The organism is Halalkalicoccus sp. CGA53 (assembly GCF_036429475.1).
Taxonomy (GTDB): domain Archaea; phylum Halobacteriota; class Halobacteria; order Halobacteriales; family Halalkalicoccaceae; genus Natronorarus; species Natronorarus salvus.
Map to the genome: position 1 here is coordinate 3,681,476 of NZ_CP144125.1, position 20,769 is coordinate 3,702,244.

At 67.3% G+C, this 20,769-nt stretch carries 22 protein-coding genes; 10 read left to right on the forward strand and 12 right to left on the reverse strand.

Annotated elements, in window-relative coordinates:
* The first annotated feature begins 32 nt into the window (after positions 1 to 32).
* A complete protein-coding gene (gene hutU / locus V2L32_RS20660; RefSeq protein WP_331234515.1) occupies positions 33 to 1,769 on the forward strand; it encodes a urocanate hydratase in 1,737 nt (578 codons plus the stop codon).
* 14 nt (positions 1,770 to 1,783) lie between these two features.
* On the opposite strand, the gene V2L32_RS20665 is transcribed toward hutU, so the two are convergent.
* The gene (locus tag V2L32_RS20665; RefSeq protein WP_331234516.1) at positions 1,784 to 2,230 is read right to left on the reverse strand and encodes a RidA family protein; all 447 of its coding nucleotides are present in this window, start codon (positions 2,228 to 2,230) and stop codon (positions 1,784 to 1,786) included.
* 92 nt (positions 2,231 to 2,322) lie between these two features.
* Here V2L32_RS20665 and hutI point away from each other — a divergent pair, with 92 nt between their 5' ends.
* Entirely contained in the window at positions 2,323 to 3,600 is a 1,278-nt protein-coding gene (hutI, locus tag V2L32_RS20670) for an imidazolonepropionase (RefSeq protein ID WP_331234517.1), read from the forward strand.
* Here the strand turns inward: hutI and V2L32_RS20675 are convergent.
* A complete protein-coding gene (locus tag V2L32_RS20675) occupies positions 3,579 to 3,932 on the reverse strand; it encodes a hypothetical protein (protein ID WP_331234519.1) in 354 nt (117 codons plus the stop codon). The two genes, hutI and V2L32_RS20675, sit on opposite strands and share 22 nt — an antisense overlap.
* A 102-nt stretch (positions 3,933 to 4,034) precedes the next feature.
* On the opposite strand from V2L32_RS20675, the gene hutH reads away from it, so the two are divergent.
* Positions 4,035 to 5,627, forward strand: a complete 1,593-nt coding sequence (gene hutH / locus V2L32_RS20680) for a histidine ammonia-lyase (RefSeq protein ID WP_331234520.1) — start codon at positions 4,035 to 4,037, stop codon at positions 5,625 to 5,627.
* On the opposite strand, the gene V2L32_RS20685 is transcribed toward hutH, so the two are convergent.
* Together V2L32_RS20685 and V2L32_RS20690 are read right to left on the reverse strand one after the other, a co-directional pair.
* The gene (locus V2L32_RS20685; protein ID WP_331234521.1) at positions 5,624 to 6,223 is read right to left on the reverse strand and encodes an RPA family protein; all 600 of its coding nucleotides are present in this window, start codon (positions 6,221 to 6,223) and stop codon (positions 5,624 to 5,626) included. The two genes, hutH and V2L32_RS20685, sit on opposite strands and share 4 nt — an antisense overlap.
* Positions 6,224 to 7,156: a replication factor A gene (locus tag V2L32_RS20690; protein ID WP_331234522.1), complete on the reverse strand. Its 933-nt coding sequence runs from the start codon at positions 7,154 to 7,156 to the stop codon at positions 6,224 to 6,226.
* A 131-nt stretch (positions 7,157 to 7,287) separates the two neighbouring features.
* Between V2L32_RS20690 and V2L32_RS20695 the strand changes: the two genes are divergently transcribed.
* Positions 7,288 to 7,575, forward strand: coding sequence for a DUF7091 family protein (locus V2L32_RS20695; RefSeq protein ID WP_331234523.1), 288 nt, complete (start codon positions 7,288 to 7,290; stop codon positions 7,573 to 7,575).
* Positions 7,576 to 7,578: 3 nt separating this feature from the next.
* Here V2L32_RS20695 and V2L32_RS20700 read toward each other — a convergent pair whose 3' ends face one another.
* Positions 7,579 to 8,067 carry a Tfx family DNA-binding protein gene (locus V2L32_RS20700; protein WP_331234524.1) on the reverse strand — a complete coding sequence of 163 codons (489 nt, stop codon included), beginning with the start codon at positions 8,065 to 8,067 and terminating at the stop codon, positions 7,579 to 7,581.
* A gap of 62 nt (positions 8,068 to 8,129) precedes the next feature.
* On the reverse strand, positions 8,130 to 8,606 hold the full coding sequence (locus V2L32_RS20705) for a TRAM domain-containing protein (protein WP_331234526.1): 477 nt from the start codon (positions 8,604 to 8,606) through the stop codon (positions 8,130 to 8,132).
* Between the two features lie 469 nt (positions 8,607 to 9,075).
* Here V2L32_RS20705 and V2L32_RS20710 point away from each other — a divergent pair, with 469 nt between their 5' ends.
* Complete coding sequence (locus tag V2L32_RS20710) at positions 9,076 to 10,128, forward strand: right-handed parallel beta-helix repeat-containing protein (protein WP_331234527.1); 1,053 nt, start codon at positions 9,076 to 9,078, stop codon at positions 10,126 to 10,128.
* 143 nt (positions 10,129 to 10,271) lie between these two features.
* Here the strand turns inward: V2L32_RS20710 and V2L32_RS20715 are convergent, their stop codons facing one another.
* The gene (locus V2L32_RS20715) at positions 10,272 to 11,264 is read right to left on the reverse strand and encodes a radical SAM protein (RefSeq protein ID WP_331234528.1); all 993 of its coding nucleotides are present in this window, start codon (positions 11,262 to 11,264) and stop codon (positions 10,272 to 10,274) included.
* Positions 11,265 to 11,361: 97 nt separating this feature from the next.
* Between V2L32_RS20715 and V2L32_RS20720 the strand changes: the two genes are divergently transcribed.
* Together V2L32_RS20720 and V2L32_RS20725 are read left to right on the forward strand one after the other, a co-directional pair.
* Positions 11,362 to 12,447, forward strand: coding sequence for a DUF373 family protein (locus V2L32_RS20720; protein ID WP_331234529.1), 1,086 nt, complete (start codon positions 11,362 to 11,364; stop codon positions 12,445 to 12,447).
* A 31-nt stretch (positions 12,448 to 12,478) separates the two neighbouring features.
* A complete protein-coding gene (locus V2L32_RS20725; protein WP_331234530.1) occupies positions 12,479 to 13,159 on the forward strand; it encodes a hypothetical protein in 681 nt (226 codons plus the stop codon).
* Between the two features lie 12 nt (positions 13,160 to 13,171).
* Here V2L32_RS20725 and V2L32_RS20730 read toward each other — a convergent pair whose 3' ends face one another.
* On the reverse strand, positions 13,172 to 14,014 hold the full coding sequence (locus tag V2L32_RS20730; protein ID WP_331234531.1) for a polyprenyl synthetase family protein: 843 nt from the start codon (positions 14,012 to 14,014) through the stop codon (positions 13,172 to 13,174).
* A 138-nt stretch (positions 14,015 to 14,152) separates the two neighbouring features.
* Positions 14,153 to 15,214, reverse strand: a complete 1,062-nt coding sequence (locus tag V2L32_RS20735) for a zinc-dependent alcohol dehydrogenase family protein (protein ID WP_331234532.1) — start codon at positions 15,212 to 15,214, stop codon at positions 14,153 to 14,155.
* 204 nt (positions 15,215 to 15,418) lie between these two features.
* Between V2L32_RS20735 and V2L32_RS20740 the strand changes: the two genes are divergently transcribed.
* Entirely contained in the window at positions 15,419 to 15,850 is a 432-nt protein-coding gene (locus V2L32_RS20740) for a DUF4870 domain-containing protein (RefSeq protein WP_331234533.1), read from the forward strand.
* Positions 15,851 to 15,863: 13 nt separating this feature from the next.
* Here the strand turns inward: V2L32_RS20740 and V2L32_RS20745 are convergent, their stop codons facing one another.
* The 3 genes from V2L32_RS20745 to V2L32_RS20755 all read right to left on the reverse strand — a co-directional run bounded on the left by V2L32_RS20745 (position 15,864) and on the right by V2L32_RS20755 (position 18,799).
* The gene (locus V2L32_RS20745) at positions 15,864 to 16,820 is read right to left on the reverse strand and encodes an electron transfer flavoprotein subunit alpha/FixB family protein (protein ID WP_331234534.1); all 957 of its coding nucleotides are present in this window, start codon (positions 16,818 to 16,820) and stop codon (positions 15,864 to 15,866) included.
* The gene (locus V2L32_RS20750; RefSeq protein WP_331234535.1) at positions 16,817 to 17,608 is read right to left on the reverse strand and encodes an electron transfer flavoprotein subunit beta/FixA family protein; all 792 of its coding nucleotides are present in this window, start codon (positions 17,606 to 17,608) and stop codon (positions 16,817 to 16,819) included. The genes V2L32_RS20745 and V2L32_RS20750 overlap by 4 nt, the downstream gene beginning before the upstream one ends.
* Positions 17,609 to 17,671: 63 nt before the next feature.
* A complete protein-coding gene (locus V2L32_RS20755) occupies positions 17,672 to 18,799 on the reverse strand; it encodes a DUF7345 domain-containing protein (RefSeq protein ID WP_331234536.1) in 1,128 nt (375 codons plus the stop codon).
* A gap of 153 nt (positions 18,800 to 18,952) precedes the next feature.
* On the opposite strand from V2L32_RS20755, the gene V2L32_RS20760 reads away from it, so the two are divergent.
* Together V2L32_RS20760 and V2L32_RS20765 are read left to right on the forward strand one after the other, a co-directional pair.
* Positions 18,953 to 20,248, forward strand: coding sequence for a DUF7096 domain-containing protein (locus V2L32_RS20760; protein ID WP_331234537.1), 1,296 nt, complete (start codon positions 18,953 to 18,955; stop codon positions 20,246 to 20,248).
* Positions 20,249 to 20,288: 40 nt separating this feature from the next.
* Complete coding sequence (locus V2L32_RS20765; protein ID WP_331234538.1) at positions 20,289 to 20,756, forward strand: type IV pilin; 468 nt, start codon at positions 20,289 to 20,291, stop codon at positions 20,754 to 20,756.
* Positions 20,757 to 20,769 lie beyond the last annotated feature (13 nt).

A 20,769-nucleotide genomic window follows, 5' to 3' on the forward strand; every position in this document is an offset into this window, starting at 1 on the left:
GTGTTGATAGGGCTGGCCGGCAAACGTTGCCTATGGACCGAGGACGGGAGCGACCGACCGGAATCGGCGAGCCGAGCGAGCAGTGGCGGCGATACGGTGGAGCGCCGACCGGCACCGGAATCGAGTGCGAGGGCTGGCGTCAGGAGGCCGCCCTGCGGATGCTGAACAACAACCTCGACCCCGAGGTGGCGGAGCGGCCGGAGGACCTGGTGGTCTACGGGGGCACGGGCCGTGCGGCGCGCTCGTGGGAGGCCTACGACGCGATCTGCGACGAACTTCGGGAGCTCGGGAACGACGAGACGCTACTCGTCCAGAGCGGGAAGCCCGTCGGCCGGTTCCGGACCCACGAACGCGCTCCCAGGGTCCTGATCGCGAACTCGAACTTGGTGGGGAAGTGGGACAGTTGGGAGCAGTTCCACGAACTCGAGGCCCAGGGCAAGATCATGTACGGGCAGATGACCGCCGGCTCGTGGGCGTACATCGGCACGCAGGGGATCGTCCAGGGTACCTACGAGACCCTCGCCGAGTGCGCTCGACGGGAGTTCTCCGGGGAGTTCGCGGGGAAGATCGTCGCCACCGCGGGGCTCGGCGGGATGGGCGGCGCGCAGCCGCTCGCGGTGACGATGAACGGCGGGGTCTGCATCGCCGCGGAGGTAGAGAGCGAACGAATCGACCGCCGGATCGAGACGGGCTACTGCCAGGACCGGGCCGACGACGTGGACGAGGCGGTCGAGCGGGCGAGAGCGGCCGCGGAGGCTGGCGACGCCTACAGCGTCGGCGTCCACGTCAACGCGGCGGATATGCTCGAAGCGTTCCTCGAGGGGGGGTTCGTCCCCGACGTGCTCACCGACCAGACGAGCGCACACGACGAACTGGAGGGGTACTACCCGAGCGGGTACTCGGCGGCCGAGGCCGACGCGCTGCGCGAGGAGGACCCCGACCGGTACCGCGAGGAGAGCCTCGACACGATGGCCAGGCACGTCCGGGCGATGCTCGACCTCCAGGAGGCGGGCGCGATCACCTTCGAGTACGGCAACAACATCCGCGGCCAGGTGCGAGAACACCGCGGGGTGGACGACGCGTTCGACTTTCCGGGGTTCGTCCCCGCGTACATCCGCCCGCAGTTCTGTCGCGGCCGCGGGCCGTTCCGCTGGGTCGCGCTCTCGGGCGATCCGGCGGACATCCACCGGACGGACGAGGCCGTGGTGGAGCTGTTTCCGGAGAAGGAGCGGCTCGTCAGATGGATCGAGATGGCGCAAGAACAGGTCCAGTTCCAGGGGCTGCCCGCCCGCGTCTGCTGGCTCGGCTACGAGACCGACGAGGAGGGACTGACCGAACGCGCTCGGTTCGCGCTCCGAATCAACGAACTGGTGCGGGAGGGCGAGATCGGTGCACCGGTCGTCGTCACGCGCGACCACCTCGACGCCGGTTCGGTGGCCAGCCCTCATAGAGAAACGGAGGCGATGCGCGACGGGACGGATGCGGTGGCGGACTGGCCGATCCTGAACGCGCTGCTCAACTGCGCCGCGGGTGCGGACATCGTGAGCGTGCACGACGGCGGCGGCGTCGGGATCGGCAACTCGTTGCACGCCAACAACCACGTCGTCCTCGATGGCTCGGACCTCGCCGCGGAGAAGGCTCGCACGGTGTTCACGACCGACCCCGGCACCGGCGTGATCCGGCACGCGGACGCCGGCTACGAGGACGCGATCGAGGAGGCCGAAGCCTCGGGCGTTCACGTCCCGATGCGAAGGGGTGAGCGATCGTGAGTGAACCGGCCCCCTCAGGGAACCCGGACCACCGTCTCGCCGTCGGGTTCGATCGCGGCGACGTCCCGGTCGGTGAACGGGACCTCGACCTCGACCTCCACGAGGTACCCCTCGTGGGCGAGCTGGTGGGCTCCGAGGACGGTGTGACAGGGGTAGGGTTCGGAGAACGCCTCCCAGTAGACGTCCTTGTAGCCGTCGAAGTAATGGGTGGAGAGGTCGACGATGTGCGTCGTCACCTTCGTCACGTCCGCGAAGCCCTTCCCGACCGCGGAGAGCAGGATCCCGACGTTCTCGTACGCCCTTTCGGCCTGCGTTCGGATGTCGTCGCCGACGATCTCACCCTCGGAATCCATCGCGACCTGACCGGCCATAGTGAACTCGCCGTTCGCGACGATCGCGTGGTTGTAGCCGATCGCGCGTGCGTCCTTCAGTTCGGGTGGGTTCACCAGATATCGCTCCATGCTCCGCGAGTCAGCCGAGTGGAGGAAAAGGGTTGCGCCGGGTGGAGTCGTTCGGCAGAACACGCTCGTTGCGGGGCGACGGAGGTAACGGCATGACCGGCATCGACGCCGTCGTCCACGACGCGGCCGAACTCGTCGTCGGACCAGCACGCGCGATCGGTGGCTCGACCCCGTCGGATCGGGGTGGGATACTCGACGTTCGATCGAATGCGGCCGTCGCGGTGGTCGACGGCGAGGTGGCTGCCGTCGGTCCCACCGAGGAAGTGACACGGGAGTACCCACCGGAGAACGCCGATCACGCGATCGACGCGAGTGGGAGAGCCGTGGTCCCGGGGCTCGTCGATCCCCACACCCACGCGGTCTTCGCGGGCGACCGTTCCGACGAGTTCGAGGCGAAGATCGAAGGGAAGAGCTACCGGGAGATCGCTGCGGAGGGCGGCGGTATTCTCAGGACAGTGCGAACGACGAGGGAGGCGACCGACGGGGACCTGCTCTCGAACCTGCTCGGCCACCTCGATACGATGCTCGCCCACGGCTCGACGACGGTCGAAGTGAAGTCGGGTTACGGTCTGGATACCGAGACGGAACTCCGACTCCTGGAGGTGATCGATCGAGCGGACGAGAAGCACCCGATCGACCTCCACGCGACGTTCATGGGGGCGCACTCGACACCCGAGGGGATGGATACCGACGGCTACGTCGATCGGGTCGTCTCGGAACAGCTCCCGGCGGTCGCGGAGCAGGGGGTCGCGCGATTCTGTGACGTCTTCTGCGAGGCGGGCGTCTTCTCGGTCGAACAGTCCCGCCGGGTGCTCGAAGCGGGTCTCAATCACGGGCTCGACCCGAAGATCCACGCCGAGGAGTTCGAGCGGGTCGGCGGCGCACAGCTCGCCGCCGCACTCGGTGCGACCAGCGCCGATCACCTGTTGCGTGCGACCGTGACCGACATCGACGCGCTCGTCGAGAGCGAGGTCGTCCCGGTGATGCTCCCGGGGACGGCGTTCGTCCTCGGCGAAGAGTACGCCGACGCACGGGCGTTCCTCGACCGCGGCGCGCCGGTCGCGCTCGCGACCGACTTCAACCCGAACTGCTTCTCGAGAAGTGTGCCGTTCGCCGTCTCCCTCGCCTGTGTCGGGATGCGAATGACGCCCGCCGAGGCGCTCTCCGCCGCGACGGCGAACGCCGCACGGGCGCTCGACCTCGACGACGGCACCGGAACCCTTCGGGAGGGCGTACCGGCGGACCTCCTCGTCCTCGATGCGCCCTCCTATCGGCATCTCCCGTATCGTGTCGGCGAGAACCCGGTGTCGGTGGTGGTGAAGGAGGGTCGACCCGTGGTCGAGGGTCGTCAGTACGTGATGACCTCGTAGCCCTCGTCGACGAGCGACTTCACGCTGGGGTGGCCCTCGAACTCGCCATCTCGTTCCGCCTCGCTCTCGTCGACCGCCGCACCGACGTCGTAGGCGTCGACGCAGTACTCACAGGCCTGGACGTGCTCCGAGACCGACACGTAGAGGTCGTGGTAGTCGTGGTCCTCGTCCTCCAGTTCGGCGATCCACTGCGTTCCCGCGCCGTCGAAGATCAGTCGGAGGTCGTCGCCGGCCCGGTCGAACTCGCGGGCGGCTTCGAGGGCATTGACGACGCGGCCGAGGTCGGCTGCGGAGTCGGTACCAGCCAGGACGACGATCGCTGCTCGTGTCATCGCTCGTTGAAACGTCCCCGGGCGGGTAGAGGGTTGGGCGTTCGTGTGCGAGGCCACACGACCGGGACGAAGACTCAAGCGGCGTGCCGATGCACGTGGATCATGCAGACCGACGAACCCTCCGATGAGGTCGTCGCCGACGGCGAGTCGCTCACGCCGGCGGACGTCGAACGGGTCGCCCGCGACGATCTCCTGGTTGTAGTCCCCGAGGAATCCAAAGAGCGGGTGCGCCGCTCGCGCGAGCGCGTCGAGGCGGTACTGGAGACCGACGAGGTCGTCTACGGGCTGAACACCGGCTTCGGCGATCTCGTCGACACGCGGGTGCCCCGCGAGGACCTCGATCGCCTCCAGGAGAACCTCGTGCGGAGCCACGCCTCCGGAGCGGGTCGAGAACTCTCCCGGGAGGAGGTCCGCGCGATGACCCTCGCCAGGGTCAACGCGCTCGTCACCGGCTACTCGGGGATCCGCGAGGTGGTGGTCGACCGACTCGTGACGATGCTGAACGAGGGTATCCACCCGGTCGTTCGCTCGCGCGGGAGCCTCGGCGCGAGCGGCGACCTCGCGCCACTCGCCGGGATGGCGCTCGTACTGATCGGCGAGGGCGAGGCGGACGTCGACGGCGAGCGGCTCCCCGGCGACGATGCGCTCGCCACCGCCGGCGTCGAACCCGTCTCGCTCGCGCCGAAGGAAGGGCTCGCGCTGATCAACGGAACGCAACTCGTCGTCGGCCTCGCCGCGCTCTGTCTCCGCGACGCCGAGCGCGTGGTGGGGACCGCCGACGTCGCCGGGGCGTTCACGACCGAGGTGACGATGGGGACGACCGCCGCGTGCGACCCGATGCTCTCTGCGGTCAGACCCCACCCCGGACAGGCCCGGAGCGCGAAGAACGTGAAAGCAGTCACCCGGAACTCCGAGGTCGTCGAGTCCCACCGCAACTGCGATCGGGTGCAGGACGCCTACTCGGTCCGATGTCTCCCGCAGGTCCACGGCGCGGTCAGAGAGGCACTCGACCACCTGCGTGAGGCCGTCGAGATCGAGTTGAACAGCGCGACGGACAACCCGCTGATATTCGACGCGGCCGACGTCTCCGACCGAGCGAGCGGCACCGAGCGCGTCGGCGTACTCTCGGGCGGGAACTTCCACGCCGAGGTTCTCGCGCTGAGACTCGACTACCTCGCCGGGGCACTCACCGAACTCGCCGCGGTCACCGAACGGCGGGTCGACCGCCTACTCAACCCGAACCACCAGGAGGCGTACCTCCCGCCGTTCCTCGCCCGGGATGGCGGCCTCGAGTCGGGGCTGATGATCGCCCAGTACACCGCTGCGGCGTTGCTCAACGAGTGTCGGGCGGAGGGACGGCCGGCGAGCGACAGCACCCCGGTCAGCGGCGGCCAGGAGGACCACGTCAGCATGGGCGCGACCTCCGCGTTCGCCGCCAGACGGGTCACCGAGCGCGTCGGCGCAATCGTCGGGATCGAACTGCTCTGTGCGGCCGAGGCCGCCGAGTACGTCGACGACGACCTCTCGTTCGGGGACGGGACGAAGGCGGTTTACGGGTGCGTCCGCGAACACGTCGATCCGCTCTCCGGTGATCGACCGCTCCACGACGACGTCGAGACGCTCGCGTCGCTCGCGAGGGAGGGGGTCGTCGTCGATGCCGCCGAAAGAGCGGTCGGCGAGTCGCTCTCGCCCTAGGCTTCGGCTTCGGGTTCCTCTGACTCGATCTCGTCGAGGCTCTCGAGCGCCGTCGCGACCGCCTGCCGGTAGTTCTCGACCGGGAGGTCGTAGTGCTCGCGCGCCATCGAGGCGTACTCGTTGGCCTCGTCGTCGAACGTTTTGAGGCGATCGATCGTCCGTTCTGCGGTCTCGACGACCCAGCGGTCGCGGATTCCGGCGTCGACCTCGGTGATCGACTCGGGGCGGATCGAGACGTTGATCGAGCCGTCGTCGGTCTCGTACGTGCGTGGCTTCCCGGCGACGGCCACGTACGCCGGGGGTTCGATCTCGCGGAGCGCGGTCGCCGCCTCGGGCTGGTACTGGCCGGCGTAGACGAAGAAGGTCCCCGTCGGGTCGACGATCCGACCCTGCCAGTACTCGTTGTCCTCGCCGACGTCGTTCTTCTCGGTGAGGGTGCCGACGAAGAAGACGCGGTTCGCACGCGCGCCCGTCGGGAGCAGCAGGTACAGCGGCGCGCGCTCGTCGTCGCTCTCCTTGAACGTGTAGCTCGCGTCGTTGAACTCGCGGGCGAAGACGCGCTGGGCGACCTCGCGGGTGGGGGCTGCGCCGCTCATTCAGATCGACCTCGCTCTGATCAGCGTCGCTTCAGGGTCCGTTGGCCCGCCCAGTTCCTCCACCTCGTCGGCGAGCACGTACCGGCCGTACTTCGGGCCCGACACCCGGTAGTACCGTCCGAGGGTTGCGGTTCGCATCTCGTCCGCGACGACGGTCGTGTCGAGGGCGTCCATCGCCATCTGCTTCGCCTCGTCGAGTTCGATCCCGGTCAGCTCCTCCGTACTCTCCTGATCGAAGATGACCTCCTGGACCACGAGGCCGTCGTCGAGGACGCCCTTGATCCGGAGGTCGAACTCGCCGTCGACCTCGCCGTGTTCGGCACACCGGCCGTTCTGGAGGACGCGCGTACAGCCCTCCTCCGGACAGCGCTTGATCAGGCCGCTGCCGCGCTGGATGTCGACCAGCGCGCCCTCGACCTCGATGGCGTCGTCGCCGACCTCGATCTCCTCGTTGAGTTCGGTGATCCGTGTGGTTCGGTTGAGCTTCACCGAGTACCGACCCTCGTACTCGTCGGTGACGACGTTCTCGAACCGGTAGGAGACACCCTCGGAGAGCGTCGGGAGGTCCGACGTCGCCCACTTGGTGAACTTCAGCGTACCCGACGGGTCGCCCAACAGTCCGACCTGGTCGATCGAGTCGCTCCTCGGCTCCCAGAGGTCGACCAGTTTCGCCTCGATGTCGACCCACTCGTCGGGGGCGTCGACCTCCGCGAGCTGGATCTGGCGGTTGCCACCGCCGCCGGAGATGTCTTCTCGCTCCAGGCCCGCCTGGTCGAGGTAGTGGTTCGTGACGCTCCGGCGTGCCTCGTCGGCGGGGATCTTGTACTCCTCGACGAGCGTCGCCAGTCGGTCTTCGACCTCCTCTGTACTGACCTCTAGGTGTTCCGAGAACTGTTCCGCTATCGCTTCCGCGTGGTTTCGCAGGTCGCTCATGATCTCACTGTCTCCGCCTGTTTTCCTCGGGAGACGTACGTCGGTTGGTTCCCGATGGGTTAAAAAGTTGCGCGAGCGGGGTGAAAGTGGTGTGTCGACGGCTCTTTGTGCACAGAGTTTCAGGTACAGCTATGGTCGATCCGGATCGGGTGGACCGGTTTCTCCGCTCGAAGGTCCGCGACGCCGGTCGGACGTACGAGCGGGCGCGATACGCCTACCGCGACGCGCGCGACTCGGTCCGATCGGACGGCCTCGACCGCGACGGGGCCGGCCGTGCACGGATCGTCTGCCGGCGCTACGCCGAACGCCGTGCGGTCGAGGTCGACGACCACGCCCGCCCCTCCTGCTACGAGCCCGGCCACCCCGACTGCGAGGGCTGTGTCGAGGACATCAGAACCGGCTCCGTCGAAACCTGGTAGCGACTACTCGTCGTTCCGCCGGTCGAGCCGGCGTACCCGTACGACCCCGTCGTTGGTCACGCCGACGAGCAGCGGCCGTTTCACCTCGCGGCCAGAGATCGCGTCGCCAGCCGCCTCGCTGATCGAGCGCATCAGCTCCGGCGCGCTCTGGTTCACCTTCACCGACGCCTCGTCACACGCGGCGTACACACGGGTCGGGACGTCGTAGAGGTCGACCTCGGCGTCGATCTCGACCTGCACCGGCGCGCGGAGCGCCTCCGCGAACGCGACCGTCTCGTGGGCCTTCTCGACGTTCGTCCGGGCGCTCGACTCGACGCTCGAGACGTTCGCCCGCGAGGTGCCCAACCGGTCGGCGATCGTCGCCTGCGAGACGCCCCGTTCCCGGAGCGCGAGCACCTGCGCCTGCCGACGGGTCAGCACGTTCGTCTCCGGGTCGAACCCGATGCGCTCTAGGATCCCGTCGGGGTCGGGCGGGTCGGGCTCGTCGCTCATGGTCCTCCTTCGAACCCTGTTATGAAAACAGACGTGGTCGCCGGCCCGCCGGCCGAGGTGTCCTACGCGCCCCAGAAGTTCTCGCGGCTGCCGAGCCGCTCGGGCCGCGACCGACGCCCCGGACGTCTCCGGTCCGCCTCGTCGGCCTCCTCTGCCTCGTCGACGTCCCCCGCCGCCTCGTCGCTCTCGTCGTCCTCCTCCGGCTCCCACGGCAGGCGCTCGACCTCGTCCGCTCGGGCGTGGTTCGAGCGCACCTTCGTGATCTTCACCTTCGCACGGGCGTCGGGCAGCACCCCGTCGACCATCACGATGAAGCCGTCCTCGGTCCGTCCGACGCCGGCGCCGCTCTCGTGGATGTCGGTCACCTCGACGACGACCTCCTCGCCGATCTTCACGGGCTGCTGTTTCAGGTCGCGGATCGGCTGGCTGTAGTGACTACACCACTCGACGCCGCCGCGGTCGCCGTAATGAACGCAGCCCATCCCCTCGATCTGTTCGGTGAAACTCGGACACTCCTCGGCCAGTGGGCAATCCGGCATACGGACGCTACTCAACCGGAAAGCTAAACGCTTTCCATGCACCTTTTTACTCGTCGGGTGTCCTCGCGCCTTCGGCGCTGCGGGCACCGCTCCGAGTAAAAATCTGTTCTGCGAACGCTCCGCGTTCGCAGAAGCAGCGAGACGGCGGAGCCGTCTCGCCCGCCACCAAAAAGACCGCGAACGAGCGAAGCGAGTTCGCGGACCGCACCGCTACAGATTATGTTCACCTCCATTTCAGTGGTTCCCTCGAGAGCGTACATGATATGGGGTTGAACGAACAGATAGCGCATATTCGGCTATCGAATCTACCCAATACTGTCCGCTACGAGTCATCACAGGTTGTCACCGGCATGGGGTTCGGTGAATCACTCCCCAGTTACAGCCGACAGTATATCCGTCCGAAATTTTAAATTACGGCTTGTTTTAATAGGCAAATTTATCTATTGGAGCGTTGTGCATCTCGTGTTCCATGAACAGATCACTCGAAGAGACATACAAATCAACCGGAAGACGAGAGGGCAGAATCCTTGGCCGCAGAACCTTGCTACGAACTGTCGGTGCGGCTGGAATCGGACTCGCCGCCAGCAAGTCTGCCAGTGCCACCGACTCTGATAATCCGACGGAGATCGATTCGTGTGCGGTTATCGACGAACCCGGCGAGTACGAGATCGTCTCCGACATCACACCGGACCTGATCGAGGCTCCCGGGTGTATCGTCATAACGGCGGACGACGTCTACCTGAACGGGAACGGCTATACGATCGATATCCGTGACGCAGAGTTCGAGCGAGTCGGCTTCTACGAGGATCCGAGGGCGATCGCGGTCAATCCCTTCGCCCTCGAGAGGGACGTGACGATCCTCGACGACGTCGTGATCGAGAACGTCGATATCCTCGGCGGGAGCGGGGGAATCGAGTATACGTTCACAGGCGGGAGAACGACCGGAATCACGGTGAGAGAGAGTGGTAGCGGGATTCGTATTCGGTTCCAGGGTCCTTCGGTCGAGCAGTGTACGCTCGAGGACAACATCACGGGCATCGATCTGCAGGGTGATCCCGACGTCTACGGGGGCACAGGGAGCACTATCGATCACTGTACGATCCAGCGGAACCGGAGTACAGGTGTCTTCGTCGGTCACGAGATGTCTTCGACCATCACCGCCTGTCGAGTTCTGAGGAACGGGATCGGCGTCCTCGAATCAGTATTTGGCGGCGGAAGCCAGATCCGGGACAGCAACATCTGCTTCAACGAACACTACGGGGTTTCGAACATCGATACCCCTGCAGACGACGAGTTCCCCGAATTCTCGAACATTACCGACGCGATCGAGAACTACTGGGGTGCCGCGAACGGGCCGTCGAGTTTCGGTGATCCTCCGACATCATTTACCGATCCAGAGACCGGGCGGCCGGCCGATGGAGACGGGGACGTGATCTCGGAATCGCTCGACCCCGGCGTGTCCAACGTCCGATTCGACCCGTTTCTCGAAGAACCGAACCGCGACGCTGGGGATCGGAGATAGCGGGGTTCGGGCGTTTTCTATATTGTGGGGGAGATACCGTCGGAGGTATAGTGATAGCTATATTATAACAAGGGATTCGATACGTCCAATCCAGCCGAGTGGTCGTCTCTCGGGCTTTCGAATCTACTCCAGCAAAATACGACTCACGCCAACGGCGTCCGCTCGACTACAGTCCCGTCGTACGTCGGATACTGCTCGACGATCTCGCCTTTCCCCACGTCGCCCTCCTCTATCATCTCCTCTAGGAGCCACCAGGCGAGTTCGACGTGGTTCGCCTTCACCGTGTAGAACTCCTCCGGAATGCCGAGGTCGCGCAAGCGGGCTTCAGTCTCCCAGGTCTTCCCGTAAACGATCGTCCCGTCGTCGGTCACGTCGTCGAACTCCCGACGGACGTTCTCGGCCATGCGCTGGAGGCGTTTCCTGTGCTGGGCGGCGTCCTTGAACACGCTCGTACAGAAGTAGACCTTCGGGTGGTCGGCCATCTCCTCCAGGATCCCCTTCGAGCCCTCGACCGCGCTCATGTGCCCGTCTTCGAGTTCGTAGCCCTCCGCGCGCATTCGCTCGTAGTTGCCATCGCTCATCTCGAACTGGTTGACGTTGCAGAACTCCGCGGCGCCCTCGTCGAGGAACTCTATGAACTCGCGTTCGGGGCGGATGCCCGGGATCTCGAAGGCGGGGGTGAGCCCCTCCTCGCGGGCGATATAGAGGATCTCCTCCCACTCGGTGCCGTGGAGCTCTCCCCAGAGCTCGTACGGCGGGTGAAACCGGATCTCGTCGAGGCCGGCCTCGGCGAGCTTTCGCATGTTCTCGCGTCCACCGGTGATCCCGGTGTAGAGGTGGGTGTGGTGCTCGGGGCCGAACTCCTCTTTCAGCAGGCGGAGGTACCGGGTGGTGCGGCCCATCGCCTCCTGGGGTTCGCCGCCGGTGATCGATGTGCCCAGCGCGTCCATCAGCTTCGCCTCCTGGATGACGTCCTCGTCTCGCTCGACCGGGCGCTCGTTGGCGTAGACCTGCTCGACGTTCTTTCGTTTCTCCCCGAGCGGGCAGTAGAAACAGTCGCGCTCGTCGCAGTAGCCGTAGACGAACAGCACCATCTTGCCGCCGAGCGCGCACTGCTCACAGCCCTTCGAGATCATTCTCTGTCTCGGAGAACCGCCCCCAGCGGCAAAAGCCGCTCGGGTTCCGCTCGAGAGAGGGAAAACAGTTAACGGCCCGACCCCGTAGCGCGTGTAGATGCTGCTGGTGCTGTGTGTCGACCTCGACGACGACCTCGGGCGCAAGGCGGGCGTCGAGACGCCCGTCATCGGTCGGGACGCCGTCGAGGAGGCCGCCGTCGCGCTCGCGACGGTCGACCCCGAGGACTCCGACGTGAACGTCCTCTTCCAGGGCGTCCACATCGCCGACGAGTTCGGGGAGAAGGGCGAGGCGGTCACCGTCGCAGCGGTCACCGGCACCGAGAAGGCGGACGTGAGCGCGAACCGAAAGGTCGGGGAGGAACTCGACTACGTCCTCGCGAGCCTCTCGACGGACGAACGGGTCTCCGCGGTCGTCGTCACCGACGGCGCACAGGACGAGTCGGTGATCCCGGTGATCCGCTCGCGCGTGCCCGTCGACGGCGTTCGGAGAGTGGTCGTCCGTCAGGCCCAGGACCTCGAATCGATGTACTACACGATCAAGCAGGTGCTGAACGACCCGGAGACCCGCGGGACGATCCTCGTTCCCCTGGGGATCCTGCTGCTGATCTACCCGCTTGCGACGCTCGCCGACCGCTTCGGCTTCCCCGGCGCGACCCTGGGCGTGCTCTCCGCGCTGCTCGGCCTCTACCTGCTCGCCCGCGGACTGGGTGCACAGGAGGCGATCGACCGCTGGGCCGAGCGCGTTCGCACGGTGCTCTACACCGGCCGGGTGACACTGATCACGAGCGTCGTCGCCGCCGCACTGCTCCTGATCGGGGGGATCGGCGGGGTCGAAGCCCTGGAGACGGCACAGGTGGGCGAACAGCTCACGGCGTTGGAGGTGATCGCCGCGCTCGTCTACGGCGCGGTCCAGTGGTTCGCCGCCGCGGGGATCACGTCCAGCTTGGGACGGATCACCGACGCCTACCTCGCCGATCGACTGGAGTGGCGCTACCTGAACGCGCCCTTCTACGTGATCTCGATCGCGGTCGTCCTCCACGGCGTGAGCGCCTTCCTGCTCGGCTATCAGACCCTGCCGTACGTCGCCGCGGCGCTCACCGCGGGCACGCTCGTCGGGCTCGTGAGTACGCTCACCTTCGCCATCGTCGAGACGCGTTCGGCGAGACGGGCGAAGCCGACGTGAGGCGTATGTCGCGTCACGCCGTACGGGGGATATGGACCAGCTGACCCCGAGCGAACTCGTCTTCCTCCACGGCGAACGGTTCGCGACGCGAGCGATCGCGGGGAACGTCTCGCTCCCCCTCTCCGATCGAGCTGTCGCCACCGACCAGCTCGCGACAGCGGTCCTCACGGCCGCCTTCCTCGCGAACGAGGAGGAGGGGGCGATCCGCTTCGAGATGGGCGAGACCGCCCGCTGGCTGGGCCTCCGAAAGCGGACCGCACTCTCCGTCGCGACGAACGGGCCCGCCCCGATGTGGCCGGATCATACCCTCGAGTGGGCGGTCTCGACGTTCCTGGGTGGGATGGAAGGCGAGACCGGAACCGCGGATCCGATCCTCGTCGCCGCGCTCGTCGACGCCCTCTTCGACGGCGACGAGACCGATCCCTGGCGGTACGTGATCGAACTGGTCGAGGACGGACTCGCCGCGAGAGGGTTGCTCGACCGGCGCCGCGAGCGGTGGCTCCGGCTCCCGACCGGGCGGACCGAGTACGGGCTCACCGGTGAGCTCGAACGGCTCGCGGCCGACAGCTCACCGGAGAAGATCGAACGGCTGTTCTCCGCGGTCGAGACCGCGCGCCCGGAGCTCTGGAAACTACTCCGGTGGGAGCTAGAGCGAGCGGTCGCCGCGCGCCTCGACACGAGCAGCTACTACGTCTATCACGGATCGTCGTAGGCCGTTCCGAGGTCAGCGCTCTCTGACGACGACGAACTCCGCGAGGTCCTTGAGGTACTCGTAGGCCTTCGTGTTCGCCGCCTCGACCCGCGAGAGCGCCGAGAGCGCCGCCTCGGACTCCGCGTGCGCCCGCTCGTTCGCCTCCTCGGGGCTCAGATCCGTAACCTGTAGCAGCGAGGGCCGGTCCATCTCGACGTCCTGACCCGTCGGCTTCCCGAGCTCCTCGGGATCGGCAGTCGCGTCGAGCACGTCGTCCCTGATCTGGAAGGCGATCCCCACCCGTTCGGCGTACTCGCCGACCGCCTCGACGGTGTGGGCGTCGGCGTCGGCCGCGACTGCCCCGACCTCCGCCGCGGCGCGAAAGAGCGCACCGGTCTTCCGTCGGGCGAGTTCCATGTACTCGGCCTCGTTCTCCGGCCGTGCGACGATTTCGATCGCCTCTCCCTCGCCGAGTTCGACCATCGCCTCCGCGACGATCTGCATCGCCCGGGCGTCGCGAGAGAAGAGCGCGAACGCCTCGCCGAGGTGCGCATCGGAGGAGACGATCGCGGGGCCGTAGCCGAACGCAGACCAGGCGCTCTCGGCCCCGCGACGCACCGCGGAGTCGTCGATGATGTCGTCGATCACGAGCGACGCGTTGTGAACGAGTTCGACGCCCACCCCGAAGTCGACCGCGTCCTCCGGCGTTCCACCCACGGCCTCGCAGACGATGATCGTCATCGTCGGCCGGACCCGCTTGCCCCCGGAGAGGACGGTGTGGCCGACCTCCTCTCGCAGCAGCTCGGGTTCGAGTTCGGCCACGACCGCCGAGAGCCGCTCGTCGACGAGCGAGCGGCGGCGGTCGAGGTACTCCATGAAGAACATCGGCGTGGACCGCGCAAGTAGGTGACGGTCGATGACGGGCGTGTGGCCCGTACGGACCGCTTCCGCCGCTCGTCGGGCGATCGCCGGCCCACACCCACGGTCACCACGATCCCGCGAGGACCGTCCGTCTCAGAACGTGTCGATCACGGGGATTCCGACGGTGTCGAAGTCGGTCATCGCCGCCAGTTTCGCGGAGACGTCCTCGAGGCCGACCGTCTCGGAGACCACCCCGCTCGGCTCGAGCTTTCCGCTCTCGACCATCCGGAAGATCTCGTCGTAGCGTGCCGGCGGCATCCCGAGCGAGCCGACGAACTCGATCTCGCGCATCACCATCACGTCCGTCGGCAGCGAGACCTCTCCCCGCTCTTCCTCGGTCGTGAGACCGATCTGGAGGTGCTGGCCGTGTGTCCGGAGCGAGCGGACCGAGTTCCGACAGGTCTCCGCGATCCCGAGCGCGTCGACCGAGAGCTCGGCACCACCGTCGGTGATCGACCGGACCTCGGCCGGGACGTCCTCGTTCTCGCTCGCGCTCACCGTCTCGGCCGCCCCGAGATCGGTCGCCCACTCGAGTTTCTCGTCGTCGAGGTCGACCGCGATCACCTCCGCGCCGAGCGCGTCCGCGATGTGGACCGCCGAGAGGCCGACGCCCCCACAGCCGTGGACCACGACGCGGTCGCCCGCAGAGAGGTCGGCGCGGTGTGAGAGCGCGTGAAACGAGGTCATGAACCGACAGCCGAGGCCGGCCATGTCGACCGGCGAGACCTCGTCGGGCAGCGAGACGAGGTTGTGATCGGCGGCCGGGACGTGGACCTCTTCGGCGAACGCGCCCTGTACCATCGGGACGAACCCGAGCGGCATGACGTTCTCGCAGACGTTCGCGTGGCCGTTCCGACAGTGCCGACAGCTCCCGTCGCCGAGGTTGAACGGGATCGCCACCCGGTCGCCCTCGCGCACGGTATCGACGTCCTCACCCACCTCGACCACCGTCCCCGCGGGCTCGTGGCCGAATATCTGTCCGGGCTGCGATTCGAGGCCGAGCCAGCCCCAGTCGCCCTGCCAGCCGTGCCAGTCCGACCGACAGATCCCACAGGCTTCGACGTCCACCACGACGCCGTCGGGCTCCACACCGGGTCGGTCGACCTCCTCGATCGACAGCGGCTCTCCGTGTTCCTCGAGGACTGCTGCGCGCATGGGCGAGGACACGGCGAGAACCGTGATAAAACGGCGGGCGATCGGTCGGGCCACATCGGCCGAGAGCCGTGTGTATCGTCGTCCCGTTTTCCTACCTTCCAGATAGAGTTATCATCCCATAGAGCGATACTACGTCCCGAAGACGTCTCTCCGCGGTCAGCGCCACGCCGGCCGCGGAGAGGGTTCTCTCAGTGGAGCTACCGAATGGGTACGGAGACATCTGACATCATCGAGACGAACGGCACCGACGGGACGTACTCCTCCGAACGCGTCGAGCGGGCGACGTTCGGGCTGGAAGCGAACGTCGCGGGCGCGTGTAGCTACCTCTTCGGCTTCGTCACCGGGCTCGTCTTCTTGCTCGCGGAGGACGAGAACGAGTTCGTGCGTTTTCACGCCGCACAGAGCGTGATCGCCTCGGGGGCGATCTTCGGGCTGAGCGTCCTGCTCGGCCTCCTGCCGCTGTTCCTCGGCGTCACCCCGGTCGTCGGGTGGCTGGTCGCGCTCGGGGCCGATCTCCTCTCGCTGCTGCTCGTCCCGGTCGCACTCGTGCTCTGGATCGTCCTGCTCGTGAAGGCCTACCGGGGCGAACGGTTCGGACTCCCCGTCGTCGGGGACCTCGCCCGGAGGTACGCGTGAGTCGCCGCCGGTGTTACTGGAACTCCTCGATCAGTGCCGGAACGACCTCGAACAGGTCGCCGACGATGCCGTAGTCAGCGAGGTCGAAGATCGGCGCGTTCGGGTCCGTGTTGATCGCGATTATCGTCTCCGCACCCTTCATCCCGGCGACGTGCTGCACCGCTCCGGAGATCCCGATCGCGAGGTAGACCGTCGGGGTCACCGACTTCCCCGACTGACCGACCTGGCGGTTCTTCGGCAGCCACTCGTTGTCGACGATCGGCCGCGAGGCCGAGAGCGTCGCGCCGGTCGCCTCGACCAGCTCCTCGATCAGGGCGATGTTCTCCTCCTCCTCGATTCCCCGGCCCACGGAGATCAGGAACTCCGCGTCCGCGATGTCGACGTCCCCGCCCGCGACCTCCTCGAAGCCGGTGACCGAAGAGCCGATCGCGTCCTCGTCGATCTCGACGTCGAACTCGTCGACCGACGGCTCGCCCGGCTCCTCCGTCGGCTCCCACTCGCCGTCGCGGATCGTGAGCGCCACGCTCTCCCTACCGACCTCGACGGTCGTCTCGACCTTCGAGCCGTACATCTCGCGGGTGGTGACGAACCGATCGGTGTAGCTGACCCCGACGATGTCCGAGACCAACGGCAGCGAGAGCCGTTCGGCGACCGCGGGTGCGTAGTCGAGCCCGTTGACCGTGTTCGGCATCAGCACGACCGCGGGCTCGAGTTCCTCGGCCATCGTGACGACCGCCTGCGTGTAGACGTCGTGGTTGAACTCCTCGCCGTAGGCGACCGTGTGGATCGCGTCCACGCCCGAGAGCGAGAGCTCCTCGGCGAAGCCCTCGGTGTCGCCGCCGATCACCGCGAGGTGGAGGTCACCACCCAGATCGTCGGCGAGTTCGCGGCCCGCGGTCACGAGTTCGAAGCTCGCGTCCCGGAGCTCTCCCTGGCGGTGTTCGGCGACCGCGAGGACGCTCGGGCTCACGCGACCACCCCCTTCTCGCGGAGCAGTTCCGCGAGCTGGCCGGCGGTCTCCTCGGCCGAGCCCTCGAACAGCGTCGCGTCGCTCTCGGTCTCGGGGACGTACATCTCGGTCAGCTCGAGCTCACCCTTCACCGCGTCCGCGTCGAGGCCGAGATCCGAGAGCATCTTCGGTGCGATCTCCTTTCGCTGGGCCTGTCTGATCCCGCGCAGGCTGGCGTATCGGGGCTCGTTGATCCCCGTCTGGATCGTGAACACCGCCGGGAGCGAGACGTCGGTGAGCTCCTCGATCCCGCCCTCTAACTCGCGGTGGACCGACGCCTCTCCTCCGGAGGCGTCGAGGTCGAAGGCGTTCACGACCGCCGCCCAGCCGTAACCGACGCGCTCTGCGAGCGCGACGCCGGTCGCGCCGAAGGCGTCGTCTGCGGCCTGGACGCCGGTGAAGACGATCTCGGGCTCTTCCTCCTCGACGACCCGTGCGAGCAGCTCCGCTTTCGTCCCGACGTCGAGGAGGTCCTGGTCGGCGAGAGCGTCGTCCCAGATCCGTACCGCGCGGTCTGCGCCCTTCGCGAGCGCCATCCGGATCGTCTCTTCGCTCCGCTCTGGACCGATCGTGACGGCGACGACCTCGTCGGCGACACCTGCTTCGGAGAGCCCGACGGCCTCCTCGATGGCGTAGTCGTCCCACTCGTTCAGGTCGTACTCGAGATAGCGCTCGTCGATCCCCGTCCCGGAGACCTCGAACGCCTCGTCGACCTCACTGACCTCGGCTACGGTGACGAGAACTTTCATCGTCGTTCGGTTTCGCCGCTGGCCGATAAACGTTTTCGAAACGCGGCGTGCGGGCCCTCCGGTTCACTCGTCGGGGCTCTCGCCCCTGAGCGTGATCAGGTTCTCGCGGCCTATCCGGAGCTTGTCGATCTCGCCGTCGTCGGCCATCGAGGAGAGCAGCTGCGAGACCTTCGCGTTCGACCACTGGGTCTCCTGTACGATCATCGCCTGTTTCATCCGGCCGTCGTTCGCCCGGAGCAGCCGTATCACCCGCTCCTCGTCGCTGAGCAGCTCCTCGTTGACGCCCGCGAACGGGTCGTCGGGGTCGGGCGACGAGCGTCCACCGTCGCCCTCGCCGGCCCCGGCGGCGGTCGTCGCCCCGCCGGCGAGCGTCCCGAGCACCGGGAGCTCCTGGGCCTCCCGTCCGCCGAAGACGACGAACGCGAGCAGGCCGACGACCAGCAGGAGCACGCCCGCGAACGCGACGGTCAGGGGCGTGATGCCGCCAGCTCCACCTATCCCGCCGCCCGGGGCGTACATGATAGGTTCGTCCTCGAAGTCGTCCGCCTCGAACGTGTGCGGACCCTCCCAGACGAGGACGCCGTTCGAGACGGACGTCGGCGCGCTCGAGACGCCGTAGCCGTCGGGTGCGGCGATCTCCAGGCGCTGGTTCTCCGTGAGCGTCGGCAGCCAGAGCTCGTCCTCGACGGTGAAGACGTCCTCCGCGGTCAGCCTCCCGTCGTCGTCGACGGCGGCGAACTCGGTCCACGTGAACTCGAGGGTGAGCGTTCCCGTCGCGTTCGTCCCGTCCTCGGAGTCGTTCTCGACGTCGGTGTGCTTGGAGACGTTCTCGACGTCCATCTCGCGGTCGGTCTCCTCACCGGCCTGTTCCGCGAGGTCCTCGAACGGCTCGGCCGACGGACCGACCTCGCCGTCCTCCTCGAACTCCGTCGCGAGACGGTCGAAGGCGGCGCGTTCGTCCTCGCCCTGCAGGAAGAATTGCGTCGAGACGATGAACTGTGCGTTCCCCTCCGGGCCGATCTCGATCCGGATGAGCTGGGTGACCGCCTCCCGGTCCTCAGGGTCCTCGTCCTCGCCGTCGACCTGTGCGGCCCCCGGGGCGCTCCCCGGCACGTCCGCTGCGGCGCCGACGCCCGCTCCGAGGAGACAGACGACGCAGAGGGCGAGCCCCACGGCGACGACCACCCGCATACTGAAGTGTGGATCGGCCGGAAAGAAAATGGTTTCCATTGACCTCACCAGCGAACCGACGAGAGGGAGAAATGAACGGTCTCCGCCCCGCGTGAATCGTTACGAAACGCGTGAACCCGAGTGGTTTTTGTACGCCGACGTGATGAACCCTGTATGAACCGCGCGCTGGCGGCCGCCGTGGCCGCCCTCCTCGTTCTCACGCTCCCCGGGTTCGCACTCGCCGGTCCGGGAGCGACGCTCGTCGGGGACGAGCGCACACAGCCACAGCTCGAGGGCGACGCGCCGAACACCTCGGTCGTCCCGACCGAGGACCTGGAGCTGCCCGAGCGGCTGATCCTCGGGACGAACGAGACCGAACACGGCGAGCAGCGCGTCGGTACCGACGTCGGGACCTACCTCGACGGGGCCGCGGGCGACCTCGAGATGAGACACGGCGAGTACGTCTTCGACAAGCGGATGGAGAAGGCGAGCACCGAGGCCGAAGAGCGCGCCGTCATCCGGGAGGAGGTGAGCCGGCTCGACGACGAGGTGAGCTCGCTCAGGGAGCGGGAAGAAGCCGTCTACGGCGCGTACGCCGGCGGTGAACTCGGAGAGCGCGAGGCGATAACCGAACTGATCAGGAACCACCAACGCGCGGTCGCGCTGGAAGCGTCGATCGAGGAGCTCGAGAACGAGGCCCAGCTCGTCTCCGGTATCGGCATCGGCGAGGACCTGGAGATCCTCCACGTCCAGGCGACGACGGTGCAGAGCCCCGTCCGCGAGCACATCGTCGAGGTCCACCGCGGCGAGGCATCCGGGGGCTTGGTCCAGATCGAAGCCGACGAGACGGGGGTCGTCCTGGCCACGATGGACGAGAGACAGTACCTCCGCGAGGCGTACCGCCTCGACCACCGTGTCCTCGATTCGAGCGAGGACGACCTCTCGCTGCGGACCGACCAGGACGGACTGGACCGGATCTCGGAGCTCTACCCGTGGGCCCGTTCAGACGGCGGGCTGACGTTCAACGACGAGACCTACCGCACTCACGTCGGTGCGTTGAGTCACAGCTACGGGACGACGACCACGATGGTCGACCGGACGACCGCACAGGTCTACAAGGAGGATCAGACGCTCCGGCTGAACGCGATCCCGACCGCCGTCGCGGAGACCGAGACCGGCGACGGCTACGAACTCGAGCTGAACCGGACGTATCCGGGCGGGCCGACGAAGGTGACGCTCACGGACTCGACCGGTGAGCCGGTCGACGGCGCCGACGTCACCGTCGACGGGACCGCGGTCGGCGAGACCGCGGAGGGCGAACGTTGGTTCGTCGCGCCACACGGCTCGATGACCGTCGTCGCCGCCGTGGACGGGAACGCGACCGTCGGCGACGAGCCGGCCGACGAGGCCCGGCTCTCGGTCAGCTTCGACTGGGAGCCGGAGATCGAGGACGAACTCACCCCCGACTGAGTCGCTGAGGTTCTTATCGGAAGCCGACACAACCTCCGGCGTGACCCGTGCGATCGCCCCCGTCGTCGGCTCCGTCCTGCTCCTGCTCTGCGTGCTGGGGCTGGCGACGACCGTCGCCGTCGTCTCGACCGGCTTCTCCTCGGGGCTCTCCGCACCCGGCTCGCACGTCTCGGTCTCGCTCTCGGTCGACGCCGAGACGAACCGGTTCGTCTTCACACACGACGGCGGGGAGCGCCTCGACCCCCGGACCCTCACGCTCGTCGTCGCGGTCGACGGGACGCCGCTCGACCACCAGCCGCCGGTTCCGTTCTTCTCGGCGGAGGGGTTTCACTCCGCGCCGACGGGCGTGTTCAACGAGGCGTCGACCCGCGAGTGGACCGTCGGCGGATCCGCCAGCTTCGTCGTCGCGGGGAGCAACTCCCCCACGCCCGACCGCGGCAGCACCGTCACGGTCGAACTCTACGAGGACGGCCGACCGATCGCGAGAGCGGAGACGACCGCGCGATAACGAAAACGGAGCC